We start from the raw sequence: 21,707 nt of genomic DNA, 5'->3' as shown, positions 1-21,707 counted from the left end.
GCTATTTTTAATCTTTTTTTCAAAAAAATAGTTCTAAAATAATTATTATATTGATAAAAAAAGGTAAGATTATTTTATTTTGTTGTTTTGATTATGTTTTCAGATACTATTTCTGATGATATTAAATCATCTGCTGTTGAAAGAAAACTTCCAAGTTTTTTGGAAGTAATGTTATAATTAATTTTATTTCCACACAATTCGGATTCAAGAAAATCTTCATTATCCACTTCCAAGGAATTAAACACTGATTTTGCGTCATGATCATTGTTATATATGAAAGTAATCTTGCAGTTTATTTTCATAAAATTATTTATGTTATTGTATTTAATATAATTTTGTTATTAAAATTTGAAAAATAGGGTAACCTTTATTAATAACTAAATTAATATATTTAAGTATTCTATTATATTACGATATAATTTTTATATAGCTATTTTGGAAAAATAATTTATTCGTAGCTATTTTTTAATTAAACATGTTTTAACATGTTATTTTTATTTCGGAGGAATAATTATGGTTCGTGCTTATACAAGAAGAGATTATATTAGAAAAACCCCAAATTCAAGAATCGTTCAATACGATATGGGGAATTTAAGAGATGAATTTCCAGTTTCTGTAAGTTTAGCTGTTAAAAAACCAGCTCAAATCAGACACAATTCTTTAGAAGCTGCAAGGATTGCTTCTAACAGATTAATGCAAAGGGCTGCTGGTAGAATGGGATACCACTTAAAATTAAGAGTTTATCCTCACCAAATTGTAAGGGAAAATCCAATGGCAACTGGTGCAGGTGCAGATAGGGTACAAAGTGGTATGAGAAATGCTTTCGGTAAACCTATCAGTGTTGAAGCTATTGTTAAAAAAGATCAAAGAATTGTTACTATCGATTGTCAAGAAAAAAACTTTGAAGAAGCTAAAGTTGCATTAAAAAGAGCAGGTATGAAATTACCGGTTCCATGTAAAATTGTTGTCGACAAAGGTGCAGATTTAGTTAAATAGATTTATTTTAACTAAACTCTTTTTCTATTTTTTTTTATTATAACTATTTTTTTACTAATTTTTTCTTATTTTTATAATTAAATATTTAAAGATTAAAATTTAAAGATATTATTATACTATTGGCTATGTTTTTTACTATCTAAACTTTGTCAATATTATTAATATTTTCAAACCAAGAGGTTATTTTTCATGTATGTTGTAAAATTTGAGGATTTGAACAAATCTGATATTGGAATTGCAGGTGGAAAAGGAGCTAATTTGGGTGAATTGACTCAAGCAGGCATTCCTGTACCACCAGGTTTTGTAGTAACTGCAGAAACTTATGAAAAGTTCATGGAAGACTCTGGAATTAACGGTCAAGTAATGGATATTCTTGATAAAATTGATATTAATGATACTAAAGCTCTTCAAGCGGCTTCTGAAGAAATTAAAGCTATTATTAATGAAACTCCTATTCCAGAAGATATGATTACCTTAATAACTGAAGCTTATAATCAACTTTGTACTAGGGTTGGTGAAGATGATACAGATGTAGCTATTCGTTCATCAGCTACTGCAGAAGACTTGCCTGAAGCTTCCTTTGCTGGTCAACAAGATACTTTTTTACATGTTTCTGGTAATGATGAAGTGATGGAATATATTAGAAAATGTTGGGCTTCTTTATTTGAAGCAAGAGCAATTTTCTATAGGGAAGAAAATAATTTCGAACATTCTAAAGTTTACATTGCAGTTGTTGTTCAAAAAATGGCAAATGCAGATAAAGCAGGAGTAATGTTTACTGTAAATCCATCCACTGGTGAAGAAATTGCTTTAATTGAAGGATCATGGGGACTTGGTGAAGCGGTTGTTTCTGGAGATGTGACTCCTGATAATTATCAAGTTGATAAAAAGAATAATGAAATCATCAACGTCACTATCAGTGATAAGAAAGTAATGTACACTAATGATGAGAATGGTACCAGTATCAAAGTGGACGTTGCTGAAGATAAAAGAAAAGAAAGAGTTTTATCTGATGAAGAGCTCATCGAATTAACCGAAATGGGTAAAAGAGTCCAAGCTCATTACGGTGAACCAATGGATACAGAATGGGCTTTTGAAAATGGTAATTTATTCTTATTGCAAGCAAGACCTATTACTACTTTAGGTGATGCGGATGCTTCACAAGATGATGATTCATCTGATTTAGGTGATGTTCTTGTCAGGGGTCTTGGAGCAAGTCCAGGTATGGCTTCTGGTAATGTAAAAATCGTTTTAGATATTGATGAATTGGATAAAATCGAAGAGGGGGATATTATGGTTACAACCATGACCACTCCTGACATGGTGCCTGCTATGAGGAGGGCTAGCGGTATTGTCACTGATGAAGGGGGAGTAACTTGTCATGCATCCATTATTTCCCGTGAACTCGGCATTCCTTGTGTTGTAGGTACTGGTGATGCTACAACTACCTTAAAAGAAAATTCTGGAGTTACTTTAGACGGTAAAAAAGGATTAGTATTTGATGGTATTTCCGAAGCTAATGCTGAAGAAGCACCTGTTGTAGCAAATGTTGGTTCAGCTCCAATTTTAACTGTAACTGAAGTTAAGGCTAATGTAAGTATGCCGGAAGCTGCAGAAAGGGCAGCCGCTACGGGTGCAGATGGTGTTGGGCTTTTAAGAACTGAACATTTAATGTTAACTGCAGGTATTCACCCGGGCAAATTTATTGCAGATGGTCGGGAAGATGAATTGATTGATACTATTGCAGAGAATGTTATGATTGTAGCAGATGCATTTTATCCAAAACCGGTATGGTACAGAACTTTAGATGCACCAACTGATGAATTCATTACATTAGAAGGTGGGGAAAACGAACCTAGAGAACACAATCCAATGCTTGGTTGGAGAGGAATTAGAAGAGAACTTGACCAACCTGAAATCCTTAAGTGTGAATTTAAAGCGATTAAAAAATTACATGAAAAAGGATACACCAATATTGGCATTATGATTCCATTATCACAAAGTCCTGCTGAATTAGTTCAAGCTAAAGCATTATGTTCCGAAGTAGGTTTGGAACCTCAAAAAGATGTTGAATTTGGAATGATGGTTGAAATTCCTGCTGCAGCAATAATGATTGATGAGTATATTGACATCGGAATAGACTTTGTAAGTTTAGGAACAAACGATTTAACTCAATACACTCTTGCTGTTGACAGAAACAATGAGTTTGTTGCAAAACACTATACTGAAGAGCACCCTGCAGTGATGAAGTTAATTGAAAGAACAATTAAGAAATGTGTTGCAGCAGGTGTTAAATGCAGTATTTGTGGTCAAGCGGGTAGTGTTCCACACATTGTTGAAAAACTTGTTGGATTTGGAATTACAAGTGTTTCATCAAATGCAGATGCTGTAGAAGAAGTTAGAAAAACTGTTGCTCGTGCAGAGCAAAAAATTATTCTTGACGCCGCTCGTAAAAGTCTAGAATAATTTTATTTTTTCTTTTTTTTATTATTTTTTATTAATTCTTTTAAAAATCAGGTTATTTTATGAAAGACGAACCAATGGACAAAGAAGATATCTTAAAAAAGCTATCTGAAATTAAAAAATTAGACCATGATTATGCGGATGGACGAATTTTGGGTTCCATGTGTACTGAAGCACATCCATTTGCAAAAGAGGTTTATTGTAAATTTTTGGATACTAATTTGGGAGATCCCGGATTATTTAAGGGGACTAAACATCTTGAAGAAGAAGTTGTACAATCTATTGGTAATTTGCTTTCTTTGGATAAAGCTTATGGTAATATTGTCACTGGTGGAACTGAAGCAAATTTAATGGCTATTCGTGCCGCCAGGAATCATGCAAGAAAATACAAAGGAATAATTGATGGTGAAATAATCATTCCTGATTCTGCTCATTTTTCATTCAAAAAAGCGGCCGACATGTTAAATCTAAAAATTGTTGAGGCAAAATTAGATGATAATTATAAGATAGATGTTGAATCACTAAAAGAGAAAATCAGTGATAAAACTGTTGCTATTGTAGCTATTGCAGGCACAACTGAGTTAGGTTTAATAGATCCGATTGAAGAGATTTCTAAAATAGCTCATGAAAATAATATTTATTTCCATGTTGATGCAGCATTTGGAGGTTTTTCTATTCCATTTCTAAAAGAAGCAGGATATGATTTGCCTGTTTTTGATTTTTCGCTTGAGGGTGTTTGTTCTATTACTGTAGATCCTCACAAAATGGGTTTGGCACCTATACCTGCTGGTGGAATTATTTTCAGAAAAGAAGAATATCTTCAGGTCATGGCTGTTGATTCACCATATCTGACTGTAAAAACTCAATCAACAATTGTGGGAACTCGTTTAGGTGCATCTGCTGCGGCCACTTATGCCATTATGAATTATTTTGGCAAAAAAGGATATTCTAAATTGGCTCAAGAGGTAATGGAAAACACTTACTTTTTAAAAGAGGGTTTGGAAAATCTGGGATATGATGTTGTTTGTGAACCTGAATTGAACATTTTGGCATTTAATCATCCTAAAATTGAAGCTCACGAATTTGCAGGAAAATTAGAAAAATTAGGATGGAAAGTTTCTGTTGCTAAATGCCCTTGTGCAATTCGTATCGTTTTGATGAATCATCTTAAAAAAAGTCATTTAAAAGAATTGTTAGGAGATTTGGAAAAAATCTACTAACTTATAATTCTTCTATTTTTTCAACATACATTAATGGATAGTTTAATTCTTCAATGAATTCAATTCTTATAGTTGCTTTAACATTTTCCACTTTTGTAAATATCTTAACATCCAACATATCTCCAGTTAGGGAAGTATAGTCAAATTCAGTCATGGACTCTTCTAATTTGTCAAACCTAATTTCAACTTTAACATCTTCAATTGCTGGTTGCAGTTTTAAGGACTCTTCCATACTAACTTCTAAACTTTTTTTGGTGTTTTTATTAACTGGAGTTCCGACAAATTGGTGGAATAATGCACCCATACTAATTGCGCCTTCAAATATTGCTCTTTCTCTGTAAGTTATATTTGAAAAGTATGTCTTATCAACATCCATTATAATCCCCCATTTAAGAAATTGATTTTATCGTAAATTATTTCTGAAGGGATTGGATTAATACAGAAATAGAAAAGAATTGCAGATATTATTAGCACTGTGGCTAATATGTATATTCTATTGTCTTTAGGATATATAAAGCTAAATATAAGGCCTATGACTAAGAATATTGCTGTAATGATTAATGCATTTGATTCCTGAGGATTATCTTGCAATATTTGCTCATTTATAGGGTTTTGTGCTTGTAATTGTCCTTCAACAATTAATCTGTTTTCTGTTGAACCAATTGGATCGCATGTGATTAAATACAAACTTGTTCCACCTTCTTGGGCATCAAGCTGATAGGTTGCGGGAACTATAGTGCTGCTCACTACAGTATAGGTTATCTCTCCAATTCCTGGCCATTCTAAGATTATTTCATCCCCTTCGTGAAGTTCATTAAGTCTTAAGAATGGAGAACCTTGCAGAGTCCTATGTCCGAATATTAAAGTATCTCCTATAGTAGGCGTATATGATGTAATTTCATGCATGACTCCTTGATCAAGTGATACATTGTTTATTTTTTCTTCAACACCAATAGATGGGATTATTATGATTGGAGATTCAACATTTCTTTCAGTCACTATTTTAGATGAAAAATAATTGACTTCACCCATTGCATAGAGCCCTATTATTAGTATACAGATTATTATGATTATAGTTGAAATAGTTGGCTTTTTCATAATAATCACTTTTGTTATATTTTAATATATATTTTTCTTAATTTTTGTATGTTGAACTAATTTCGTTTATCATCCAATCAGGCGCATTGGTTGTGGGGATTGTCAATACAATATTCTCCATATTGTTAAGTACATAATTTACTTTATCTTGGGGAGTTTCAATTAAAATCATATATTGCGCATCCAAATCGCCTAAATTTATTTGCCTTTCATAATTGGATAATTTCACTCCATAGTTTTTAAGCATTTCAAAAGTTTCATCTTCACTATATCCCTTCATAATGCTTCCTTTGATTATTTCCAACACATTTGATGAAAATTTTTTAGTGTTTTCTTGAGGATTGGAGTTGTTCCCCTTTACAATCATATTTGATTTTGAATATTGAGAATCCACTTCTCCGCTTTCTTCGTATCTCATTATCGACAATACTGTGCAGCCGCTAATGTCAGGATTTGTTTTATTGGAGGTAAAATTTCCATCTGTATCATTCAGATTTGTGTATATATCCACGATGCTTCCGACATTTATCAAACCGGCACCTGCTTGAAGCCTTGAAATTAAAATGGGAACTGAAACGGTATTTGGTTTTTCAAAATGTATTTTTGATAAAATCTTCGCATCATTTCCATTGACAATTTTCATCGCTTCACTTTCAGACATTATTATGTTTTTACTTTCGTTGGAATAAACGGCCATTGTTCTATTGTACTTATCTAAATTTGTGTGAATTGATTTAGAATGGTATGATTTCCAATCTTTTGTTGCGGGAGTTAGGACATTTATCATTTCAACTTCCTCAATACTTTTCCCATCTTTTATTTTATTTTCCAACATCATTGCATTTGGTGATGTGGTTAGTGCTCCGGAATATAATTCATGAAGCTCATTCAGTTTGGTAGTCTTTTCTAAAGATAATTCTTTTTGAAATGGTTCATATACAATAAAGTAATATGATGAGATTATCAAAGTAAATAAAATCATTAGAGTAATAATAATTCCAATTTTCCTCTTTTTTTCGTTTTCAGTTATATCGGTTGTACTGGGGCTTAAATACACTCCTAATTTACGATTAAATCTTTTCAGCAGTGATAAATCATCTTTGGGTTTTGGTTTTGGTAAGGTCTCTTTTTGTTTATTAATCTTTTCGAAACCTTCGGGATATAATGGATCTCTTGGTTTTTTATTATTCATATTAAATACTCCTTTTTAATAAATTATAGATGGTTAATTTAATTAATAGGAGTAATTGGTCTCATTTTTTAATTAAATTGCTAATGAGGTAGTATAGACAGAATAATAATAATATTAATGCAGGTACATTAATATTGTAAATTGTAGTTGGAATTGGAAGAATTATTAATACAATCAATATACAGGATATTGTGATTATCGGCATATTTGAGAATTTAGGATACTTGATATTGCTTACCATAAGTAGTGAAACTATTATACTCAATATTAACGCAATATAACTGTTATATAATCCGCTTAAGTAATATGTTGCTAATACTAGGGATATTCCCGGAATGGGAAATCCAATAAAACCACTTATTTTTATATGGTCTGCTATTACGTTGTATCTTGTTAGTCTTAAAACTCCACAAACAACAATTAATAAGCTAATAAGTATTACAATTAACTGTAATGCAAATGATGTGGTGTTGATTGTTGTATAAATAAATACTGCGGGTGCCGCACCAAAGGATATGGCATCAGAAAGTGAATCAATGTTTTTTCCAAATCCTAAATCATCTTGTCTATTTGTTTTTCGAGCTACCCAACCATCTATGGAGTCAAACATGATTGCAATAATCATTAGAATTGCAGCTAGTTCAAAATTATGATTAATGGAACATATTATTGATAAAAATCCAGAACTCATATTCAATAAGGATACGAAGTCTGATATTGCTAAAAAATTTTGAATATTTGTTTTTTCAATTTGCATGTTTTAACTCCAGTAATACTTTTCAACTCATTTCTTATTAACTTTTTCTTGTATTTTGTGTTATTATAATTTATATTTATTTTTAATTATTAATAAGTGTTATTTTTCTATAAAAAAAATTATTTACTTATTATTTTAATATTTAGTTAGAGATTATTTTAGTTTTTTAGTTTAAATATTGATTTGTTTATTAAATTTTTAAAAGGTATAATTTATTAATTTATTTTTCAATATATGACCGTGATAGATAAAATATATATAATAATAGATTAAAAAAATATTAATTGTTAGACTTTATAGATGATTATAAATTTGAAATTGTATTTTTAATTTATTTAATTGTTCTATTGAGTAAAATGATATTAGATTAATATAATTGTGTGTAGTTAAATGATTGAAGATAATATTCGTGTTCTGAGGCAAGCTGCAAGAATCACCACAGATAAAAATTATAAAATTGAAAAAAGTTGGTGCGTAATTGCAGGTAATGCGAAATTAATTGATAATATGGCTTATAAGGCTATTGCTTCAAATCATATTGTTAAGATTTTATTTAGGGAACATGTTATATTAAAAAAAGGCAAATTGGATAAAAAATTTGATTTTATCATGCTTCACGGCAATTCAATAAGCATAATTGATTTCAAAAGGGAAACTGAAAAACGTGGAGGTGCATTTATTAGCATTCCTCGTAATCTTGTAACTGAAGAGCCTAATTTAATGGCTCTTGTTGCTCCTGATGATGTAATAAGAAATTTTGTATCAATTATAGAAAAATCAAAAATTTCATTTGCCATATTACAAGAATCCCAAACTACTAGTTTCATTGATATTGATCTAAGTAATGAAGTAAAATTACCAAACTTCATCAAATCTGCTTTGAAGCCATTCTATAATGCAAATGAAGTTGTCTTGTCAACAATTTTGATTTCAGTTGATAATGACGCTTATGTTGAAAAGGTTCAAAGTGTTGCTACATCAAATAAAATTTTCGTTATAGATTTTAAAGATATTGTAACGGAGGAATAATCATGAATATTTTTGGAAAAGATGAGGAAGAACCACAAGTTACTAATACTAGAGTTATTAGCAATAGTTTAGGAATTGACTTAGGAACTTTAAACACCGTTATTGCAAAACCTTCAGGAGATAAATTTGATTTATATCAGATTCCATCTGTTGTTGCTGTTAAAAAGGATGATCCATCTGAAGTTTTGGCTGTTGGTGAAGAAGCTAAAAGAATGCTTGGAAGAACCCCTGAAGATATTCTTGCTGTAAGGCCTTTGAAAAAAGGAGTTATTGAAAATGTTGTCCAAGCACAGGCATTACTCATTAAAGCAATGCAAATTGGTATTAATGAGGGTGAAAGTGTTGGTAGGATAGTCATTGGAATTCCTGGTGATGCATCTGAAGTGGAAAAGAATGCTGCTGAAGAGATTGGAAGAAAAGCTGGTGCTCAAAATATTTTAGTTATTAGTGAAGGATTGGCAGCAGCTATTGGTGCCGGTTTACCTATTGCCGAACCAAACGGCACTATGGTTATTGATATTGGTGCAGGTTCAACCGATATTGTGATTATTTCTCTTGGTGGTATTAATGACATTGAAACCGTTAGGTGCGGTGGAGATGATATTGATAATAAAATAGTGGAACTTGTCGCAGAAAAATATGATGTAGCTATTGGTATTCATGATGCAGAATCCGCAAAAATTGAAGTTGGTATGGTTCATAGTAGTGAACAGCATGAAAACTTAAGTGTTGAAGTAATTGGTAAATCTTTAGAAACTAACAGGCCTAAAAAAGTTGTTATTGATTCAATGTTGGTGGCTGATGCTGTAGAACCATATATGCAACAAATTGTTGGCGGATTAAATGTAATTTTAGAAAGATTATCTCCGGAATTGATGATGGGTGTTTATAATAATGCCGTTGCAGTTGGTGGAAGTTCTAGACTCAGAGGATTAAAAGAAAGAATATTTGATGAAATTTCTATTCCTATTGAAATTTCAGAAGATCCGATGACTGTTGTTGCAAAAGGTACTGCTATTGTTGCTGCAGAACCGCTTGCATTAGAACCTGAAGTCCGTCTTAGGGCTATGAAATAAATTTTATTAATTTATTTCTTTTTTTTTACTTTTTTTGTATTGATTTTTATGGATATTTTAGGCATTGATGAAGCTGGAAGAGGTTCTGTTTTAGGCCCATTGGTCATTGCAGGAGTAATCGTTCCTGAAAAAATGGAGAAAGTTCTTGAACGAATGGGAGTCAAGGATTCAAAAAGATTAGCTCCTCATAGACGAACTATTTTGTCTAGAAAATTAAAAAAGATGTTTGAATATGAAATTGTTGTGATTTCAGCTTTAGAAATTGATCAATTGAGGGCTGATGGTGTCAACCTCAATGATATTGAAAAAAATGCTATGAGGGATTTAATTATTAAATTGCATCCTGAAAAAGCTATTGTTGATGCGGTTGATGTAAAAGCTGAGAGATTTCAAAATAATCTCTGTGAATCAACTGGAGTTAATGTTATTGCAGAGCATAAGGCTGATGATAAGTATATTCAAGTAAGTGCGGCTTCAATCATAGCAAAAGCCGAAAGAGATGCTCAAATTTCACAAATTAATAATGAATATATTAAAATGGGCGGTATTGGTTCGGGCTATCCATCAGACCCAACAACAAAGGAATTTTTAACAAATTATACCTATGATGAAATGCCTGATTTTGTTAGAAGGTCTTGGGCTACAGTATCTAAAATGAAATAGTTTTTCGATTTTTTAAATAATATTTAAGTATAGGTATTAATAAATCTATTTCTATACATTTTTTCAGATGGGATAAAAATAGAGGATAAATATGATTATTGAATATATTACTTCATTTTTTAATGGAATGATGGATATTTTTACTCAGGGGGGCCTTATAACTTATATTATTCTTTTTGTAGGGGTTTATGGTCTCATTATTTCTATTAGAAAAATAGCATATCTTAAGAGAATTAGTAAAGTTGACACCACTGAAATATTTGGTGTTGTAACCGCTTCTATGGAAAGAGGTGGGGCTGTTGAAGCTTTAAAACAGATCAACGGGTTTAAAAATCCTATTTCTAGGATTATTTCCGAAACTTTAAAAATAGGCTATAAAAATAAAACTGAAGTTGAAGAAAGTATGGAGCAAATTTTTATAGTCGAAGTTGCTAAGATGACTAAAGGATTGAATACTCTTAAGACTTTAACTGAGTTAGCTCCATTTTTAGGATTAATAGGTACAGTTATAGGTATTTGGATGACATTCAAGTCTTTGGGAGTACATCCGGATTCAGCTGCTATGGCTGAAGGTATTTATATTGCATTAACCACTACAATCATGGGTCTTTTGGTTGCTATTGTTTTACTTCCGCTGTATACTTATATTCAAGGATTAATTGAAGCGGAAATGGATAAAATTGAGCTTGCCACAAAAATGACTAATTGGGGTTATGCAGTTGTAAAGGTTAGAGTTGATTCTAATGTGGAATGCGCTTTAGAAGCTCTTCAAGAGGCTGAAGGTGTTGTAAATACAAGATTGATTTCAGATCCTTATGCCAATATTAAAGTTTCATTTAAACCGAGCATGTTGGATAAAAGTATTTCAAATATTATTTTAGAAAAGTGTAATGTTAATGCTGAAATTACTGAAAGCAAACTAAAACAATAGGTGGTACAATGGCTATTGATGTTAGAAAACACAAAAAGAAGGTTATTGATCAAAAACCAAGTATAAACTTAGTTCCTTTCATCGATATTTTATTCACTATAATGATCTTTTTAGTTGTTACAAGTAATTTTTCAGCTACTGATATTCAAGCTGATGATGCTGATGCTTCAGATTCAAGCGGGAAACCAAATGTTACTGATGTTTCTGGTGACCAGGAATATTATATTGTGCCGGTAGCTAACCTTAATAAGGTTACTGTTAATGGTATTGATATGTCAAATCTGATATCGGGTAGTGCAATTGGTGTTCAAGCAAAAGTTATGGATGAGGGACAAATAATCATTAAACCTGGGGAGATAATTATCACTACCCCTGCGGGGATATCTCCGGAAAAAGCTGTCCAACGTCCTAATATTTAAAGGAGGGATTTTATGGTATATACTGGGAGAATATTATCAGTTGGTATGAACAATGATGGTAAACCTTTTGTGGCATATCGTGTATCAAGTCGTTCATTTCCTAACAGGCAATGTTTAAAATTTGAGAATCGCGCAGCTATTGTTCCGATAGAAGGTTTTGAAAACGATATTTATAAAAATACTTATATTGCATATAATTGTCTTCGCATTGTAGATGGTGTAGCTGTTATATCCAATGGTTCTCAAACTGACGTTATTGCAGATAAAATAGCATTAGGTATGAACATTAGGGATGCTATGGCATATTCACTGCTTACTATGGATTATGAAAAAGATGATTATAATACTCCAAGAATAGCTGGTGCTGTCACATCAACTGATGCGGAAGATGAATATGAATGTTATATTGGAATTGTTAATGACAATAAAATTTTAGTTGAGGCGGTTCCATTTGGTGATGCGGCTTTTATTTCAACATATGGTAGTCAGGTACCTGATAAAGTGGAATTTGATGCAAAAGGGGCTACTGAATCTGCTAAATTTATTTTTGATGAAGGCACATTTGCAAATTATGAAAAACCAGTAACATCTTGTGCTGCTGTTTTTGATGGAGAATGGACTATTGATGTCTATAATCCATAATTTTTATTTTTTTTAATTTTTAATGATGATATTATGACAATTGAATTAATCGGTTTAGAGAATATTCCAATTGTGGATAGTGATAGTAATATTTCACAGATTATTAAGGATGCAATCGTTGAACAAGGATGTTCTATAAATCATGGGGATATTATTTTAATTGCTGAGACTTTAATTTCAAAATCTGAAGGAAATTTTATAAAGATTGATGAATTAACTCCTTCAGAATTGGCAATTGATTTGGCTGAAAAATCTAAAAAAGATCCTAAACTAGTTGAAGCTATTTTAAATGAATCTAATGAAGTTGTTGAAGTTGGACCTAATTTTATTATAACTGAAACTAAACATGGTTTTGTCTGTGCAAATGCAGGAATTGATGAATCTAATGTGGCTGATGGTTTGGCAACTCCTATGCCTATTAGTCCAGATAAATCTGCTTTTGAAATTCGAGAATTTTTAGAAAAAGAATTTGGAGAAGAAATTGCAGTCATAATCACTGATACTCAAGGCAGGGCATTTAGATTCGGGGCTATTGGAACTGCAATTGGATGTTCAGGAATTTCTCCTCTTTGGAGAAGAGTTGGTGAAAAGGATTTATATGGCCGGGAACTAGAAACTACTGAGATTGCAACTGCAGATGAGCTGGCAGCTGCCGCTTCACTTATTATGGGACAAGCTGATGAAGGACTCCCTGTTGTTTTAATAAGGGGTTTTAGTAGTTTTGATGTATTGAGAAATGCCGACAGTAATATGAAATCAATCATAATGCCAAAAGAATTTGATGTATTTAGAAAGTAAGTGATATTATGATTACTGTTTTTTCTGGGGGTACTGGCACTCCAAAATTATTGCAAGGGTTAAAGGAAATTGTTGACCCAAGTGAATTAACAATTATTGTAAATACCTTGGAAAATAATTATTTTTCCGGTATTTATGTTTCAGCCGATGTTGATACAGTTTTGTATACAATGGCAGACATGATTAATGATGAATTTTGGTATGGTGTTAAAGGAGATACATTTATCACTCATGAACGTTTAAAGGAGCTTGGCTGCCCTGAATTACTTAGGATTGGCGATATTGATAGAGCTACTAAAATTCAAAAGACTCAGTTGATGGAAAAATATAATCTTTCAAAAGCAATTGAAATTCAAGCTACAAATATGGGAATCAAATCTAAAATTATTCCTATGAGTGATGAACAGTCTGATATTAAGATAATAACTGATATGGGTGAATTAGAATTCCATGATTTTTTAATTAAGCACCAATCCGAGCCAGAAGTTTTAGACATTAAATTTTCTAATGTTTCTCCTGCTGAAGGTGTTATAGATGCTATAAAAAATTCTGATGCAGTTATCATTGGTCCTTCCAATCCAATTACTTCAATTTCACCAATATTATCTTTAGATGGTGTTAAAGATGCTTTAAATGAAACTTATGTTGTTGCAGTTTCTCCAATTATTGGCTCTGATTCTGTTTCAGGTCCGGCCAGTAAATTTATGAAGGCACTCAATATTGATGTTTCATCAATAGGTGTGGCATCATTATATGAAGACTTTTTAGATAATATTGTAATTGATGATAAAGACATTGATAAAAAACAACAATTAAAGCAAATAGTTAATAAGGTAACAATTACAAATACTATAATGAATAATTTAGGTGTTAAAAAAAATTTGGCACAAACAATTATAGATAGTATTCCTTAATAAAAAAGGGGCGATTATCAAATGATACAAATGACATTAATACAAATTGACAACTACGGACCATGGACTGTAACTCCAAGGCCACGTACAGAATCTGATTTACAAATGCTTCAAGCTAATTTATTTGCTGATTTAAATAATCATTTCGGTAATAAGAAAGGTTTAGTTTTCTTTACCAGATTTGATAATTTACTTGCAATTTCCAATGGTCTTGATGAAGAAGATCACTTAAGAATTCAAAGATCAATCAGAAATAGATATCCTATTACTATAAGTATGGGTGTGGGTGCTGCTGAAACTCCTCATGAAGCTCAAAAATTAGCGACCATTGCTCTTCAGAAAGCAGGTAGCGCTCAGTCTGGTGAAAGAAAAGAAATTTTGGCTATTGATAGTTTAGTCAGTGAAGAAGATAGCTTTGTTCAAGCAGCTCACATTGATATTAATAGTGTAACTGAAACATTGACTGACATTGAATCTGCTTTTGATACAAGTTTCATGGTTAATAAAGCTCAACATTATTTGATGACTAAATTGATTAAAAAAGGAGCATTATTATTCTTTATTGGTGGAGATAATTTCATGTCTCCATGTAATGGATTATCCGAAGAAGAAATTGAAGAGATAATGATTGAAATTGATGAAGAAATTGGCATAAAACTTAAGGCAGGTATTGGCAGAGGTAAAAATGCTGAAGATGCAGCATATATGGCAGATATTGGGCTTGAAGAAATCCGTGCCAAAAATAATGAAATGTGGACTTGGGTAATTGAAAAAGAATATTAAGTGAAATTATGATGAAAGTAGTTGCACCAATGGCAGGAATCTCAAATTCAGAATTTTTGAACAGAGTTATTCCATTTGGTTTTGATGTAGCTACTTTGGGGGGATATAGTTTAGATCAACCTACAATTGAAGCAAGCAAAAAAATTGTAGAAAGGGGAAGGAAAGAATTTGATTTTCCTTTAGATGAGATTTTTTCACATATTGAAAATGAAATTGCTTCGATTAAAAAAGTTCATGATAACGTAAAAGTATCCGCAAATGTAAGGGCAACAACTCCGCAACCGATAATTGAAGTTGGAAAAATTAAGGATTTGGATATTGTTGAAATTAATTGTCATTGTCGCCAAGAAGAAATTGTAGCTATTGGTTGTGGGCAGGAAATGCTAAAACGAGCTGATTTAGCCGATTTCGTATCTCAAGTTGTTGATAATGTCGACTGTGAAGTTTCAGTAAAGATTAGAGCCAATGTTGAAGGGATTGATACGATAAAAGTTGCCCAACAAATTGAGAATGCAGGTGCGGACTATTTACATATTGATGCCATGAAAAAAGATATTTTTGATGCTGATTATAATCTTGTAAAAAAAATTTGTGATAGTACTGAAATTAAAGTAATCGGAAATAATTCTTTAAATTGCGAAGCCAATATTGAAAAAATGATTGAAACGGGGGTTTATGGTTTTTCAATAGCTCGTGCAGTTATTTCTGGTAATTTAGACTTTAATATTTCTCAATTTTAATATTTTTAAAACAATTGTTATTAGAAAGTATTATTAATGGTTTAGAATATAAAATATTTTAATAGGTGATTTCATGGATTTTATAACTCTTAAGAATATTACAAAAACTTTCGATGGTGTTGATGTTCTTAAAGATATTAATTTAAAGATTAATGAAGGAGAGACATTAGGTATTTTGGGACGTAGTGGAAGTGGAAAATCTGTTTTAATCAATATGCTTAGGGGAACATTGGATTATAAGCCTGATGCAGGTAATATTATCATGAATATTGCTGTATGTCCAGATTGTTTGGCAGTTGACTCTCCATCTCACGTCGGAGAAAAATGTGTTTGCGGCGCAACATTAGAAGCTAAGGAAGTAGATTTCTTTAATGCTGAAAGGAAATTGTTTGCAAGTATTAAAAGAAGAATTTCCATCATGTTACAACGTAACTTCGCATTGTATGATGAAGAAACTGTAATTGAGAATGTTATGAGGGCAATTCCTGATGATATGGACTATGAAGAAGGCTTATACTTTGCTTTGGAATTATTAGAAATGGTCCAAATGAACCATAGGATCACCCATATCGCTCGTGACTTAAGTGGTGGGGAAAAGCAGAGAGTTGTTCTTGCAAGACAATTGGCTAAATGTCCAATGATGTTTTTAGCAGATGAACCAACAGGTACTTTGGATCCACAAACTGCAGTTAAACTTCACAATACTTTAAAGGAAGGAGTAAAAGATGAAGGAATCACCATGTTAATCACTTCTCACTGGCCGGAAGTAATGACTGAACTCGCGGATAGTGTTATCTGGTTAGAAGATGGCCAAATTAAAGAAGAGGGAGAACCACACGAGATTGTTGACCACTTCATGGAAACAGTTCCTATTCCTAAAAAACCTGAAGTTCCTGAATTCGGTGAAAAGGAAGTAATTCTTGAAGATGTTAAAAAGCATTATTATTCTATCGAAAGAGGAGTTGTAAAAGCTGTTGACGGAATTAGCTTGGACATTAACAAAGAGGAGATTTTCGGTATTGTAGGTTTGAGCGGTTCTGGTAAAACAACCACTACAAGAATGTTGATGGGATTGACTGAACCAAGTAGCGGTAATATTGAAATTAAGCTTGGTGATGAATGGATTGACATGACTAAAGTCGGACCTCTTAATCGTGGTCGTATTATGCCTTATATTGGTTTATTACATCAAGAGTATTCATTATATCCTCACAGGGATATTTTAGGTAACTTGACTGATGCAATCAGTTTAAACTTGCCTGCCGAATTTGGTAAGATTAAGGCTATTCATGCATTAACTACAGTTGGATTTACCGATGCTGTTGCAACAAGTATCCTTGATAAATACCCTGATCAATTAAGTGTAGGGGAAAAGCATAGGGTTGCTCTTGCACAGGTTTTAATCAAAGAACCTAATCTTATTGTTTTGGATGAGCCAACAGGTACTATGGATCCTGTTACTCGTGTTGTTGTAACTGATTCAATTTTAAAAGCTCGTGAAGAATTAGAACAAACATTTATTATCATTTCTCACGATATGGACTTTGTTTTAGATGTTTGTGACAGGGCTGCTTTAATGAGAGGGGGTAAAATATTAGATGTTGGTACTCCTGAAGAAATAGTTCAACAATTAACTCCAGATGAAAAAGAAGATATGCTTAAAGAAAACAGATAATCTTCTTATTCATTTAATTTTTTTTTAATTTCTTTCCAGTTTGGACAATATTTATCCATTAATTTTTTAAATTTTTTTCCATGATTAAATTCTATAAGATGACATAATTCATGTATCATCACATATTCAAGACAGATCGGGTCCTTTTTTGCAAGTTTTAAATTGAGGGTTATTCTTTTGTCCTGATACCTGCAGTTTCCCCAATTTTTCATGTTTCTTACTTTCACTTCAGATGGTCTTTTTCCAACTATTTTAACACATTTTTCTAAAACATCAGGTATTTCTTTTTTAAGTTCTTGGCGATATAATTCATTTAATAGTTTTTCACGAGTTTCCTTTTTACTTCTTTTAGTGACTGGCAGATAAATTATATTTTTTTCATAATCCACAGTTATTTTTTTCAATGTTTCGTTAGAAACAAGTTGCAATGTGTATTCCTTACCCCAAATTAAGTGCTTTTCACCAGACTTGTATTTTAATGGGGGTTGGATATTATTGTCTAAAATTAGTCGCCGTTTTTTTAAAATCCATTCTTTTTTAGATTTTATGAATTTTATTACATCCTCTTCAGGTAAATATGATGGCACAGAGACTATTACTTCTCCATTTGGAGGCAATACTCTAAGATACATATTTTTTATATTTTTTCTTTTAACGATAATTGGAATATCTTCAATAATCATTCAAATAACTCGGTATGATAAGTTGGAAATCTAAATATATTTTTTCTATTTAATACTATTATCTTAAATGGTTTATACTTTCATTACAAAAGATTATATATTCATTGTTTAAATAAATTATATTATTATTTTATAATTATTGCTTAATTAATTTACAATGAGAATTGAAATTTATTTGGAGGTTTATTATGACATGGGAAGATGCACCGTCTCACATTTGTAGGGGTGGAGATATACGAGGTTTAGCTTTTTGCTGTCCCCCAATAAAACCATGCCCAGTATTAAATGCTTTACAAGAAGTAAATTTGACTCCTCAAGAGTTTATTGAAATCAAAACTCAATTTGGAAGAGAAACTAGATTGGGAGAAGGGGCAGGAACTTGTTTTGGATCACTTGTATGGTGTTGTAAACCATCTAAACCATGTCCTTTAAGGGACATGACCTTAAGAAATATGGGCATGAGTCATGAGGAGTATTTAGACTTAAAAAAAGAACTTTCTGAAAGATTGGTGGGGGTCAAAAAACCTAATCCTGATGAAAAGGCAGAAGCATTAGCTGAAACATTCAATATATCCAAACTTGAAGCTATGAATGTTTTAACTGACTGTAATAATGATTTAAGGGCTGCAGTAAAAGTATTGCATGCCAGATCACTTGAAAAATCTGATTAAAATGGATTGGACTTCTCTTTATTTTAAAACATTGGATTTGAATGTATTTATTTTAGGCACGGGGGAAGTTGCAACCCGGCGTGCTAATAAATTTCTAGACCATGGAGCTAATGTAAAATTGGCTGGAAATAATTTATCTAAAGAGTTGGAAGATAAAGGGGCTGTTTTATGTTCTAGTGATGATGTGGATAAGTTAGTCGAGTGGTGTGATTTGGTTGTAATAGCCAGTGGTGATGAAGAGTTGTCAAGTCATGTTTCAAATATTGCTCGGGATAAATTAATTAACCGTGCAGATTTTCCTCAAAAGGGAGATGTCATTGTTCCTACAAGCTTTGAAATTGGTGATGTTGAAATATCTATTTTTACTAACGGTAAAAGTCCGTTAATGGCTCGTCAATTAAGAAAAAAGATTCAATCAATAATTACTGAAGAGGATATCTTAGAAATTGAACTTCAGGATTATGCTCGTTCGATTCTTAAGGGATCTGTTGAAGACCAAAAAGAAAGACGTAAATATCTTTATGACATTTTTGAGGATGAAAAAATCAATGAATTCATTAAAAATAAACAAATTGATGAAGCTAAAAATTATATTGATAAACTGATAAGGGGATTATAGTGATACTTAATTTAAGGGTTGACCATAAAATTGCTGACATACAGTCCATGGAAAATATCTCAAAGGACATAGATGAGCTGTTTTGGCGCTTACAAGAAAAATATTCCATTGGGGAATATATTGAAATTTCTACATGCAATAGGAAAGAATATTACATCCACAATGATTATATTTTGGAGGATGATGAGCTATTGTCTCATGAAAATCAAAGTATTATCATTGAATATGGTCCATCTGCTGTGATTCACTTGTTGAGAATGACTTCCGGTTTAGAATCAATGATTGTTGGTGAAGACCAAATTTTAGGTCAGGTCAAGGATTCAAAAAAGAAAGCTAATAAAGACCATCATTGCGGTAGGGTTTTGGACACAGTCTTTACAAAAGCTATTCATGTAGGTCAAGTTGTTCGAAATAAAACCAATATTAACAAGGGTTCCGTTTCCATTGGTTCTGCGGCGATTGATTTGGCTGAAAAACATATGGGAAATCTTGATGACAAGTCTGTTTTGGTAATAGGCGCTGGAAAAATGGGCAAATTGGTTGCTAAAGCACTCGCTGAGAAAGATTTGAATGCTATTTTTGTGGCTAATAGAACTTATTATGTTGCTGTAGAACTTGCAAAGGACCTTGGCGGTGAAGCTATTTTATTCGCTGATTTGGAAAAATATCTGGCCGAGGCGGATTTGGTAATTAGTGCAACTAGTGCACCTCACACAATAATAGATAAAAATCGTCTTTTAACAATTGACCGGAATTACGATGGCTTGATGATGGTGGATATTGCAAATCCTCGTGATATTTCTGATGATGTTTCAGAAATTGGTGTTAAATTATTTAATATAGATGATTTAAGGGAAATTGCAGATACAAATACTCAACTTAGAATTAAGGAGTTTGGTGAAGCTGAAAACATCATCGATGATGAGTTCAATTTACTCAAAGAATCCTTTAAAATAATGGAAGTTGAGGATACACTTGCCAGTTTAAGAGTATCTATGGAAGAGATACGACAACGTGAAACTCAAAAGGCACGTGCTAAATTATCTGATGTAGATGGCAGTGCAAAAATTCTTGATAATTTAACAAATTCTATTGTCAATAAGATATTTTTCGATATTTCTAAAAAAGTAAAAAATGCAGCAAAACAAGAAGATAAAGATATTCTTGAGGCTGTAGAGTATATTTTTAATTTTGATTGATTATTCAAACATTCCTTTAATGTCACTATCTTTTATTTTAGAGGATTGTAGTGAATATTCAATATTTTTCATTGTAATGCATTCTTGGTCATTAGCTATTGCATTGTGAAGTGAAGTTTTAAGTATTTTTTCTTTCAAATCCCTTCCAGACATTCCTTTTGTTATCTTAACGATTTTGTTGATATCTAAATCATATTCTAATGGCATTGTCTTGAGATTTTTTTCTAAAATTTCTTTTCTCTCTTCATCATTCGGTAAACTAAATTCAATTTCCTCTTCAAATCTGCTTCGCACAGCATAATCAAGGGATGTCGCATTATTAGTTGCCCCAATTGTAATGACTGATTTGTTTTCACTAATTCCATCCATTTCGGTCAAAAGTGAGTTAACAATTTCAGATACATCTCCCCTTAATGATTGAAATGATCTGTGGAGAGCTATTGCATCAATTTCATCAATGAATATTATTGATGGTGATTTTTCACTAGCTTTTTTAAATAAATCATGAATTTTAGATGCACCATCTCCAACATGGTCACCAATTAATGAGGTAGCTTTGATTAAATGAAGTGGAACTTCAAGTTCATTGGCTAATGCTTTGACAAGCATGGTTTTACCAGTGCCCGGAAGTCCGTAAAATAATATATTTTTTGGAGCCCACGGTCCGAATTTTTCCGGATTCTCCAAATATTTAATTAAAACTTTAACTTTATTTTTAGCATTATTCTGACCAACAATGTCTGAAAGTTTTAATGAATTGTCTATTTTAACTTCATCTTTTAATTTATTGATTTCTTCATCAACAAGTTTGATTTTAGTTTTCTCAGAAATTATTGAGCCATTCGGTTTTGCAGTTACTATTTCAAAACCATAATCAGGTATGATTTTTTGATCGAAAAGGTAGGATTTTTCATTTACTTCTAAACCCAGCCACTGTTCGCGAGCATATTCTTCAAATAATTCTTTATTGTTTATCTCGAAATCAGTTTCCATCAAATTAAAATCAAATGGATAGCCAACAGCTTTAAGGACAACATATTCTGCATAGTCCTTATTTTCATTTTCTTTTTTAGCTGATTTTTGTGAGTTGGATTTGATTTCAGGCTTTTTATTGTCACTTTTCAATCAATCACCTCCTA

24 protein-coding genes are annotated in these 21,707 nt (G+C 31.9%); 17 read left to right on the top strand and 7 right to left on the bottom strand.

Going from position 1 to position 21,707, the window contains the following annotated elements; translation table 11 throughout:
- Window positions 1-74: 74 nt before the first annotated feature.
- The gene (locus tag IJI93_RS06830; RefSeq protein WP_292821523.1) at window positions 75-302 is read right to left on the bottom strand and encodes a KEOPS complex subunit Pcc1; all 228 of its coding nucleotides are present in this window, start codon (window positions 300-302) and stop codon (window positions 75-77) included.
- Between the two features lie 211 nt (window positions 303-513).
- Here IJI93_RS06830 and rplJ point away from each other — a divergent pair, with 211 nt between their 5' ends.
- The 3 genes from rplJ to mfnA all read left to right on the top strand — a co-directional run bounded on the left by rplJ (window position 514) and on the right by mfnA (window position 4,679).
- The gene (gene rplJ, locus IJI93_RS06825) at window positions 514-996 is read left to right on the top strand and encodes a 50S ribosomal protein L16 (RefSeq protein ID WP_292821522.1); all 483 of its coding nucleotides are present in this window, start codon (window positions 514-516) and stop codon (window positions 994-996) included.
- A 189-nt stretch (window positions 997-1,185) separates the two neighbouring features.
- On the top strand, window positions 1,186-3,462 hold the full coding sequence (gene ppsA / locus IJI93_RS06820; RefSeq protein ID WP_292821520.1) for a phosphoenolpyruvate synthase: 2,277 nt from the start codon (window positions 1,186-1,188) through the stop codon (window positions 3,460-3,462).
- Window positions 3,463-3,521: 59 nt separating this feature from the next.
- Window positions 3,522-4,679, top strand: a complete 1,158-nt coding sequence (gene mfnA / locus IJI93_RS06815) for a tyrosine decarboxylase MfnA (protein ID WP_292821518.1) — start codon at window positions 3,522-3,524, stop codon at window positions 4,677-4,679.
- A 1-nt stretch (window position 4,680) separates the two neighbouring features.
- Here mfnA and IJI93_RS06810 read toward each other — a convergent pair whose 3' ends face one another.
- The 4 genes from IJI93_RS06810 to IJI93_RS06795 all read right to left on the bottom strand — a co-directional run bounded on the left by IJI93_RS06810 (window position 4,681) and on the right by IJI93_RS06795 (window position 7,726).
- Window positions 4,681-5,055, bottom strand: a complete 375-nt coding sequence (locus IJI93_RS06810; RefSeq protein WP_292821516.1) for a dihydroneopterin aldolase family protein — start codon at window positions 5,053-5,055, stop codon at window positions 4,681-4,683.
- Window positions 5,055-5,777, bottom strand: coding sequence for a class E sortase (locus IJI93_RS06805; protein ID WP_366513288.1), 723 nt, complete (start codon window positions 5,775-5,777; stop codon window positions 5,055-5,057). Before IJI93_RS06805 ends, IJI93_RS06810 begins: the two co-directional genes overlap by 1 nt.
- 37 nt (window positions 5,778-5,814) lie before the next feature.
- Window positions 5,815-6,969, bottom strand: coding sequence for a DUF515 domain-containing protein (locus IJI93_RS06800; RefSeq protein WP_292821512.1), 1,155 nt, complete (start codon window positions 6,967-6,969; stop codon window positions 5,815-5,817).
- A gap of 61 nt (window positions 6,970-7,030) precedes the next feature.
- Entirely contained in the window at window positions 7,031-7,726 is a 696-nt protein-coding gene (locus IJI93_RS06795; RefSeq protein ID WP_292821510.1) for an archaetidylserine synthase, read from the bottom strand.
- 390 nt (window positions 7,727-8,116) lie between these two features.
- Here IJI93_RS06795 and IJI93_RS06790 point away from each other — a divergent pair, with 390 nt between their 5' ends.
- From IJI93_RS06790 to atwA, 11 genes are all read left to right on the top strand, one after another.
- Window positions 8,117-8,755: a hypothetical protein gene (locus IJI93_RS06790; protein WP_292821508.1), complete on the top strand. Its 639-nt coding sequence runs from the start codon at window positions 8,117-8,119 to the stop codon at window positions 8,753-8,755.
- 2 nt (window positions 8,756-8,757) lie between these two features.
- Window positions 8,758-9,831 (top strand): rod shape-determining protein, encoded by a 1,074-nt coding sequence (locus IJI93_RS06785; RefSeq protein ID WP_292821506.1) that lies wholly within the window; start codon window positions 8,758-8,760, stop codon window positions 9,829-9,831.
- A gap of 48 nt (window positions 9,832-9,879) precedes the next feature.
- On the top strand, window positions 9,880-10,494 hold the full coding sequence (gene rnhB / locus IJI93_RS06780; protein ID WP_292821504.1) for a ribonuclease HII: 615 nt from the start codon (window positions 9,880-9,882) through the stop codon (window positions 10,492-10,494).
- Between the two features lie 91 nt (window positions 10,495-10,585).
- Entirely contained in the window at window positions 10,586-11,425 is an 840-nt protein-coding gene (locus tag IJI93_RS06775; RefSeq protein ID WP_292821502.1) for a MotA/TolQ/ExbB proton channel family protein, read from the top strand.
- A gap of 8 nt (window positions 11,426-11,433) precedes the next feature.
- Window positions 11,434-11,844, top strand: coding sequence for a biopolymer transporter ExbD (locus IJI93_RS06770; protein WP_292821500.1), 411 nt, complete (start codon window positions 11,434-11,436; stop codon window positions 11,842-11,844).
- Between the two features lie 12 nt (window positions 11,845-11,856).
- A complete protein-coding gene (locus tag IJI93_RS06765) occupies window positions 11,857-12,486 on the top strand; it encodes an IMP cyclohydrolase (RefSeq protein WP_292821498.1) in 630 nt (209 codons plus the stop codon).
- 33 nt (window positions 12,487-12,519) lie between these two features.
- Window positions 12,520-13,284: a coenzyme F420-0:L-glutamate ligase gene (locus IJI93_RS06760; RefSeq protein WP_292821496.1), complete on the top strand. Its 765-nt coding sequence runs from the start codon at window positions 12,520-12,522 to the stop codon at window positions 13,282-13,284.
- A gap of 8 nt (window positions 13,285-13,292) precedes the next feature.
- Complete coding sequence (cofD, locus tag IJI93_RS06755) at window positions 13,293-14,198, top strand: 2-phospho-L-lactate transferase (RefSeq protein WP_292821494.1); 906 nt, start codon at window positions 13,293-13,295, stop codon at window positions 14,196-14,198.
- Window positions 14,199-14,219: 21 nt separating this feature from the next.
- Window positions 14,220-14,981 (top strand): GTP cyclohydrolase III, encoded by a 762-nt coding sequence (locus tag IJI93_RS06750; protein ID WP_292821492.1) that lies wholly within the window; start codon window positions 14,220-14,222, stop codon window positions 14,979-14,981.
- 29 nt (window positions 14,982-15,010) lie between these two features.
- Window positions 15,011-15,721, top strand: coding sequence for a tRNA-dihydrouridine synthase (locus IJI93_RS06745; protein ID WP_366513289.1), 711 nt, complete (start codon window positions 15,011-15,013; stop codon window positions 15,719-15,721).
- Between the two features lie 73 nt (window positions 15,722-15,794).
- Window positions 15,795-17,396, top strand: a complete 1,602-nt coding sequence (atwA, locus tag IJI93_RS06740) for a methyl coenzyme M reductase system, component A2 (RefSeq protein WP_292821488.1) — start codon at window positions 15,795-15,797, stop codon at window positions 17,394-17,396.
- A gap of 5 nt (window positions 17,397-17,401) precedes the next feature.
- On the opposite strand, the gene IJI93_RS06735 is transcribed toward atwA, so the two are convergent.
- Entirely contained in the window at window positions 17,402-18,079 is a 678-nt protein-coding gene (locus tag IJI93_RS06735) for a M48 family metallopeptidase (protein WP_292821486.1), read from the bottom strand.
- A gap of 188 nt (window positions 18,080-18,267) precedes the next feature.
- Here IJI93_RS06735 and IJI93_RS06730 point away from each other — a divergent pair, with 188 nt between their 5' ends.
- Genes IJI93_RS06730 through hemA form a run of 3 tightly spaced genes read left to right on the top strand, consistent with a single transcriptional unit; the run spans window position 18,268 to window position 20,568 of the window.
- Window positions 18,268-18,750, top strand: a complete 483-nt coding sequence (locus IJI93_RS06730) for a methanogenesis marker 9 domain-containing protein (RefSeq protein ID WP_292821484.1) — start codon at window positions 18,268-18,270, stop codon at window positions 18,748-18,750.
- 1 nt (window position 18,751) lies between these two features.
- Window positions 18,752-19,369 (top strand): bifunctional precorrin-2 dehydrogenase/sirohydrochlorin ferrochelatase, encoded by a 618-nt coding sequence (locus tag IJI93_RS06725; RefSeq protein ID WP_292821482.1) that lies wholly within the window; start codon window positions 18,752-18,754, stop codon window positions 19,367-19,369.
- Window positions 19,369-20,568 carry a glutamyl-tRNA reductase gene (hemA, locus tag IJI93_RS06720; protein ID WP_292821480.1) on the top strand — a complete coding sequence of 400 codons (1,200 nt, stop codon included), beginning with the start codon at window positions 19,369-19,371 and terminating at the stop codon, window positions 20,566-20,568. Before IJI93_RS06725 ends, hemA begins: the two co-directional genes overlap by 1 nt.
- Here hemA and IJI93_RS06715 read toward each other — a convergent pair whose 3' ends face one another.
- A complete protein-coding gene (locus IJI93_RS06715) occupies window positions 20,569-21,693 on the bottom strand; it encodes an AAA family ATPase (protein ID WP_292821478.1) in 1,125 nt (374 codons plus the stop codon).
- Window positions 21,694-21,707 lie beyond the last annotated feature (14 nt).

This window comes from Methanobrevibacter sp. (assembly GCF_017431965.1).
Lineage (GTDB): Archaea > Methanobacteriota > Methanobacteria > Methanobacteriales > Methanobacteriaceae > Methanocatella.
The sequence above is the reverse complement of the archived record's forward strand: the minus strand, read 5'-3'. Positions and strand labels throughout refer to the sequence as shown.

Coding starts and splice junctions, on each gene's coding strand:
- IJI93_RS06770 (WP_292821500.1), top strand. CDS start 11,434: ATGGCTATTGATGTTAGAAAACACAAAAAGAAGGTTATTGATCAAAAA.
- IJI93_RS06750 (WP_292821492.1), top strand. CDS start 14,220: ATGATACAAATGACATTAATACAAATTGACAACTACGGACCATGGACT.
- IJI93_RS06745 (WP_366513289.1), top strand. CDS start 15,011: ATGGCAGGAATCTCAAATTCAGAATTTTTGAACAGAGTTATTCCATTT.
- IJI93_RS06730 (WP_292821484.1), top strand. CDS start 18,268: ATGACATGGGAAGATGCACCGTCTCACATTTGTAGGGGTGGAGATATA.
- rnhB (WP_292821504.1), top strand. CDS start 9,880: ATGGATATTTTAGGCATTGATGAAGCTGGAAGAGGTTCTGTTTTAGGC.
- IJI93_RS06775 (WP_292821502.1), top strand. CDS start 10,586: ATGATTATTGAATATATTACTTCATTTTTTAATGGAATGATGGATATT.
- rplJ (WP_292821522.1), top strand. CDS start 514: ATGGTTCGTGCTTATACAAGAAGAGATTATATTAGAAAAACCCCAAAT.
- IJI93_RS06810 (WP_292821516.1), bottom strand. CDS start 5,055: ATGGATGTTGATAAGACATACTTTTCAAATATAACTTACAGAGAAAGA.
- IJI93_RS06790 (WP_292821508.1), top strand. CDS start 8,117: ATGATTGAAGATAATATTCGTGTTCTGAGGCAAGCTGCAAGAATCACC.
- ppsA (WP_292821520.1), top strand. CDS start 1,186: ATGTATGTTGTAAAATTTGAGGATTTGAACAAATCTGATATTGGAATT.
- IJI93_RS06785 (WP_292821506.1), top strand. CDS start 8,758: ATGAATATTTTTGGAAAAGATGAGGAAGAACCACAAGTTACTAATACT.
- IJI93_RS06765 (WP_292821498.1), top strand. CDS start 11,857: ATGGTATATACTGGGAGAATATTATCAGTTGGTATGAACAATGATGGT.
- IJI93_RS06760 (WP_292821496.1), top strand. CDS start 12,520: ATGACAATTGAATTAATCGGTTTAGAGAATATTCCAATTGTGGATAGT.
- mfnA (WP_292821518.1), top strand. CDS start 3,522: ATGAAAGACGAACCAATGGACAAAGAAGATATCTTAAAAAAGCTATCT.
- IJI93_RS06725 (WP_292821482.1), top strand. CDS start 18,752: ATGGATTGGACTTCTCTTTATTTTAAAACATTGGATTTGAATGTATTT.
- IJI93_RS06830 (WP_292821523.1), bottom strand. CDS start 302: ATGAAAATAAACTGCAAGATTACTTTCATATATAACAATGATCATGAC.
- IJI93_RS06800 (WP_292821512.1), bottom strand. CDS start 6,969: ATGAATAATAAAAAACCAAGAGATCCATTATATCCCGAAGGTTTCGAA.
- IJI93_RS06795 (WP_292821510.1), bottom strand. CDS start 7,726: ATGCAAATTGAAAAAACAAATATTCAAAATTTTTTAGCAATATCAGAC.
- atwA (WP_292821488.1), top strand. CDS start 15,795: ATGGATTTTATAACTCTTAAGAATATTACAAAAACTTTCGATGGTGTT.
- IJI93_RS06735 (WP_292821486.1), bottom strand. CDS start 18,079: ATGATTATTGAAGATATTCCAATTATCGTTAAAAGAAAAAATATAAAA.
- cofD (WP_292821494.1), top strand. CDS start 13,293: ATGATTACTGTTTTTTCTGGGGGTACTGGCACTCCAAAATTATTGCAA.
- IJI93_RS06805 (WP_366513288.1), bottom strand. CDS start 5,777: ATGAAAAAGCCAACTATTTCAACTATAATCATAATAATCTGTATACTA.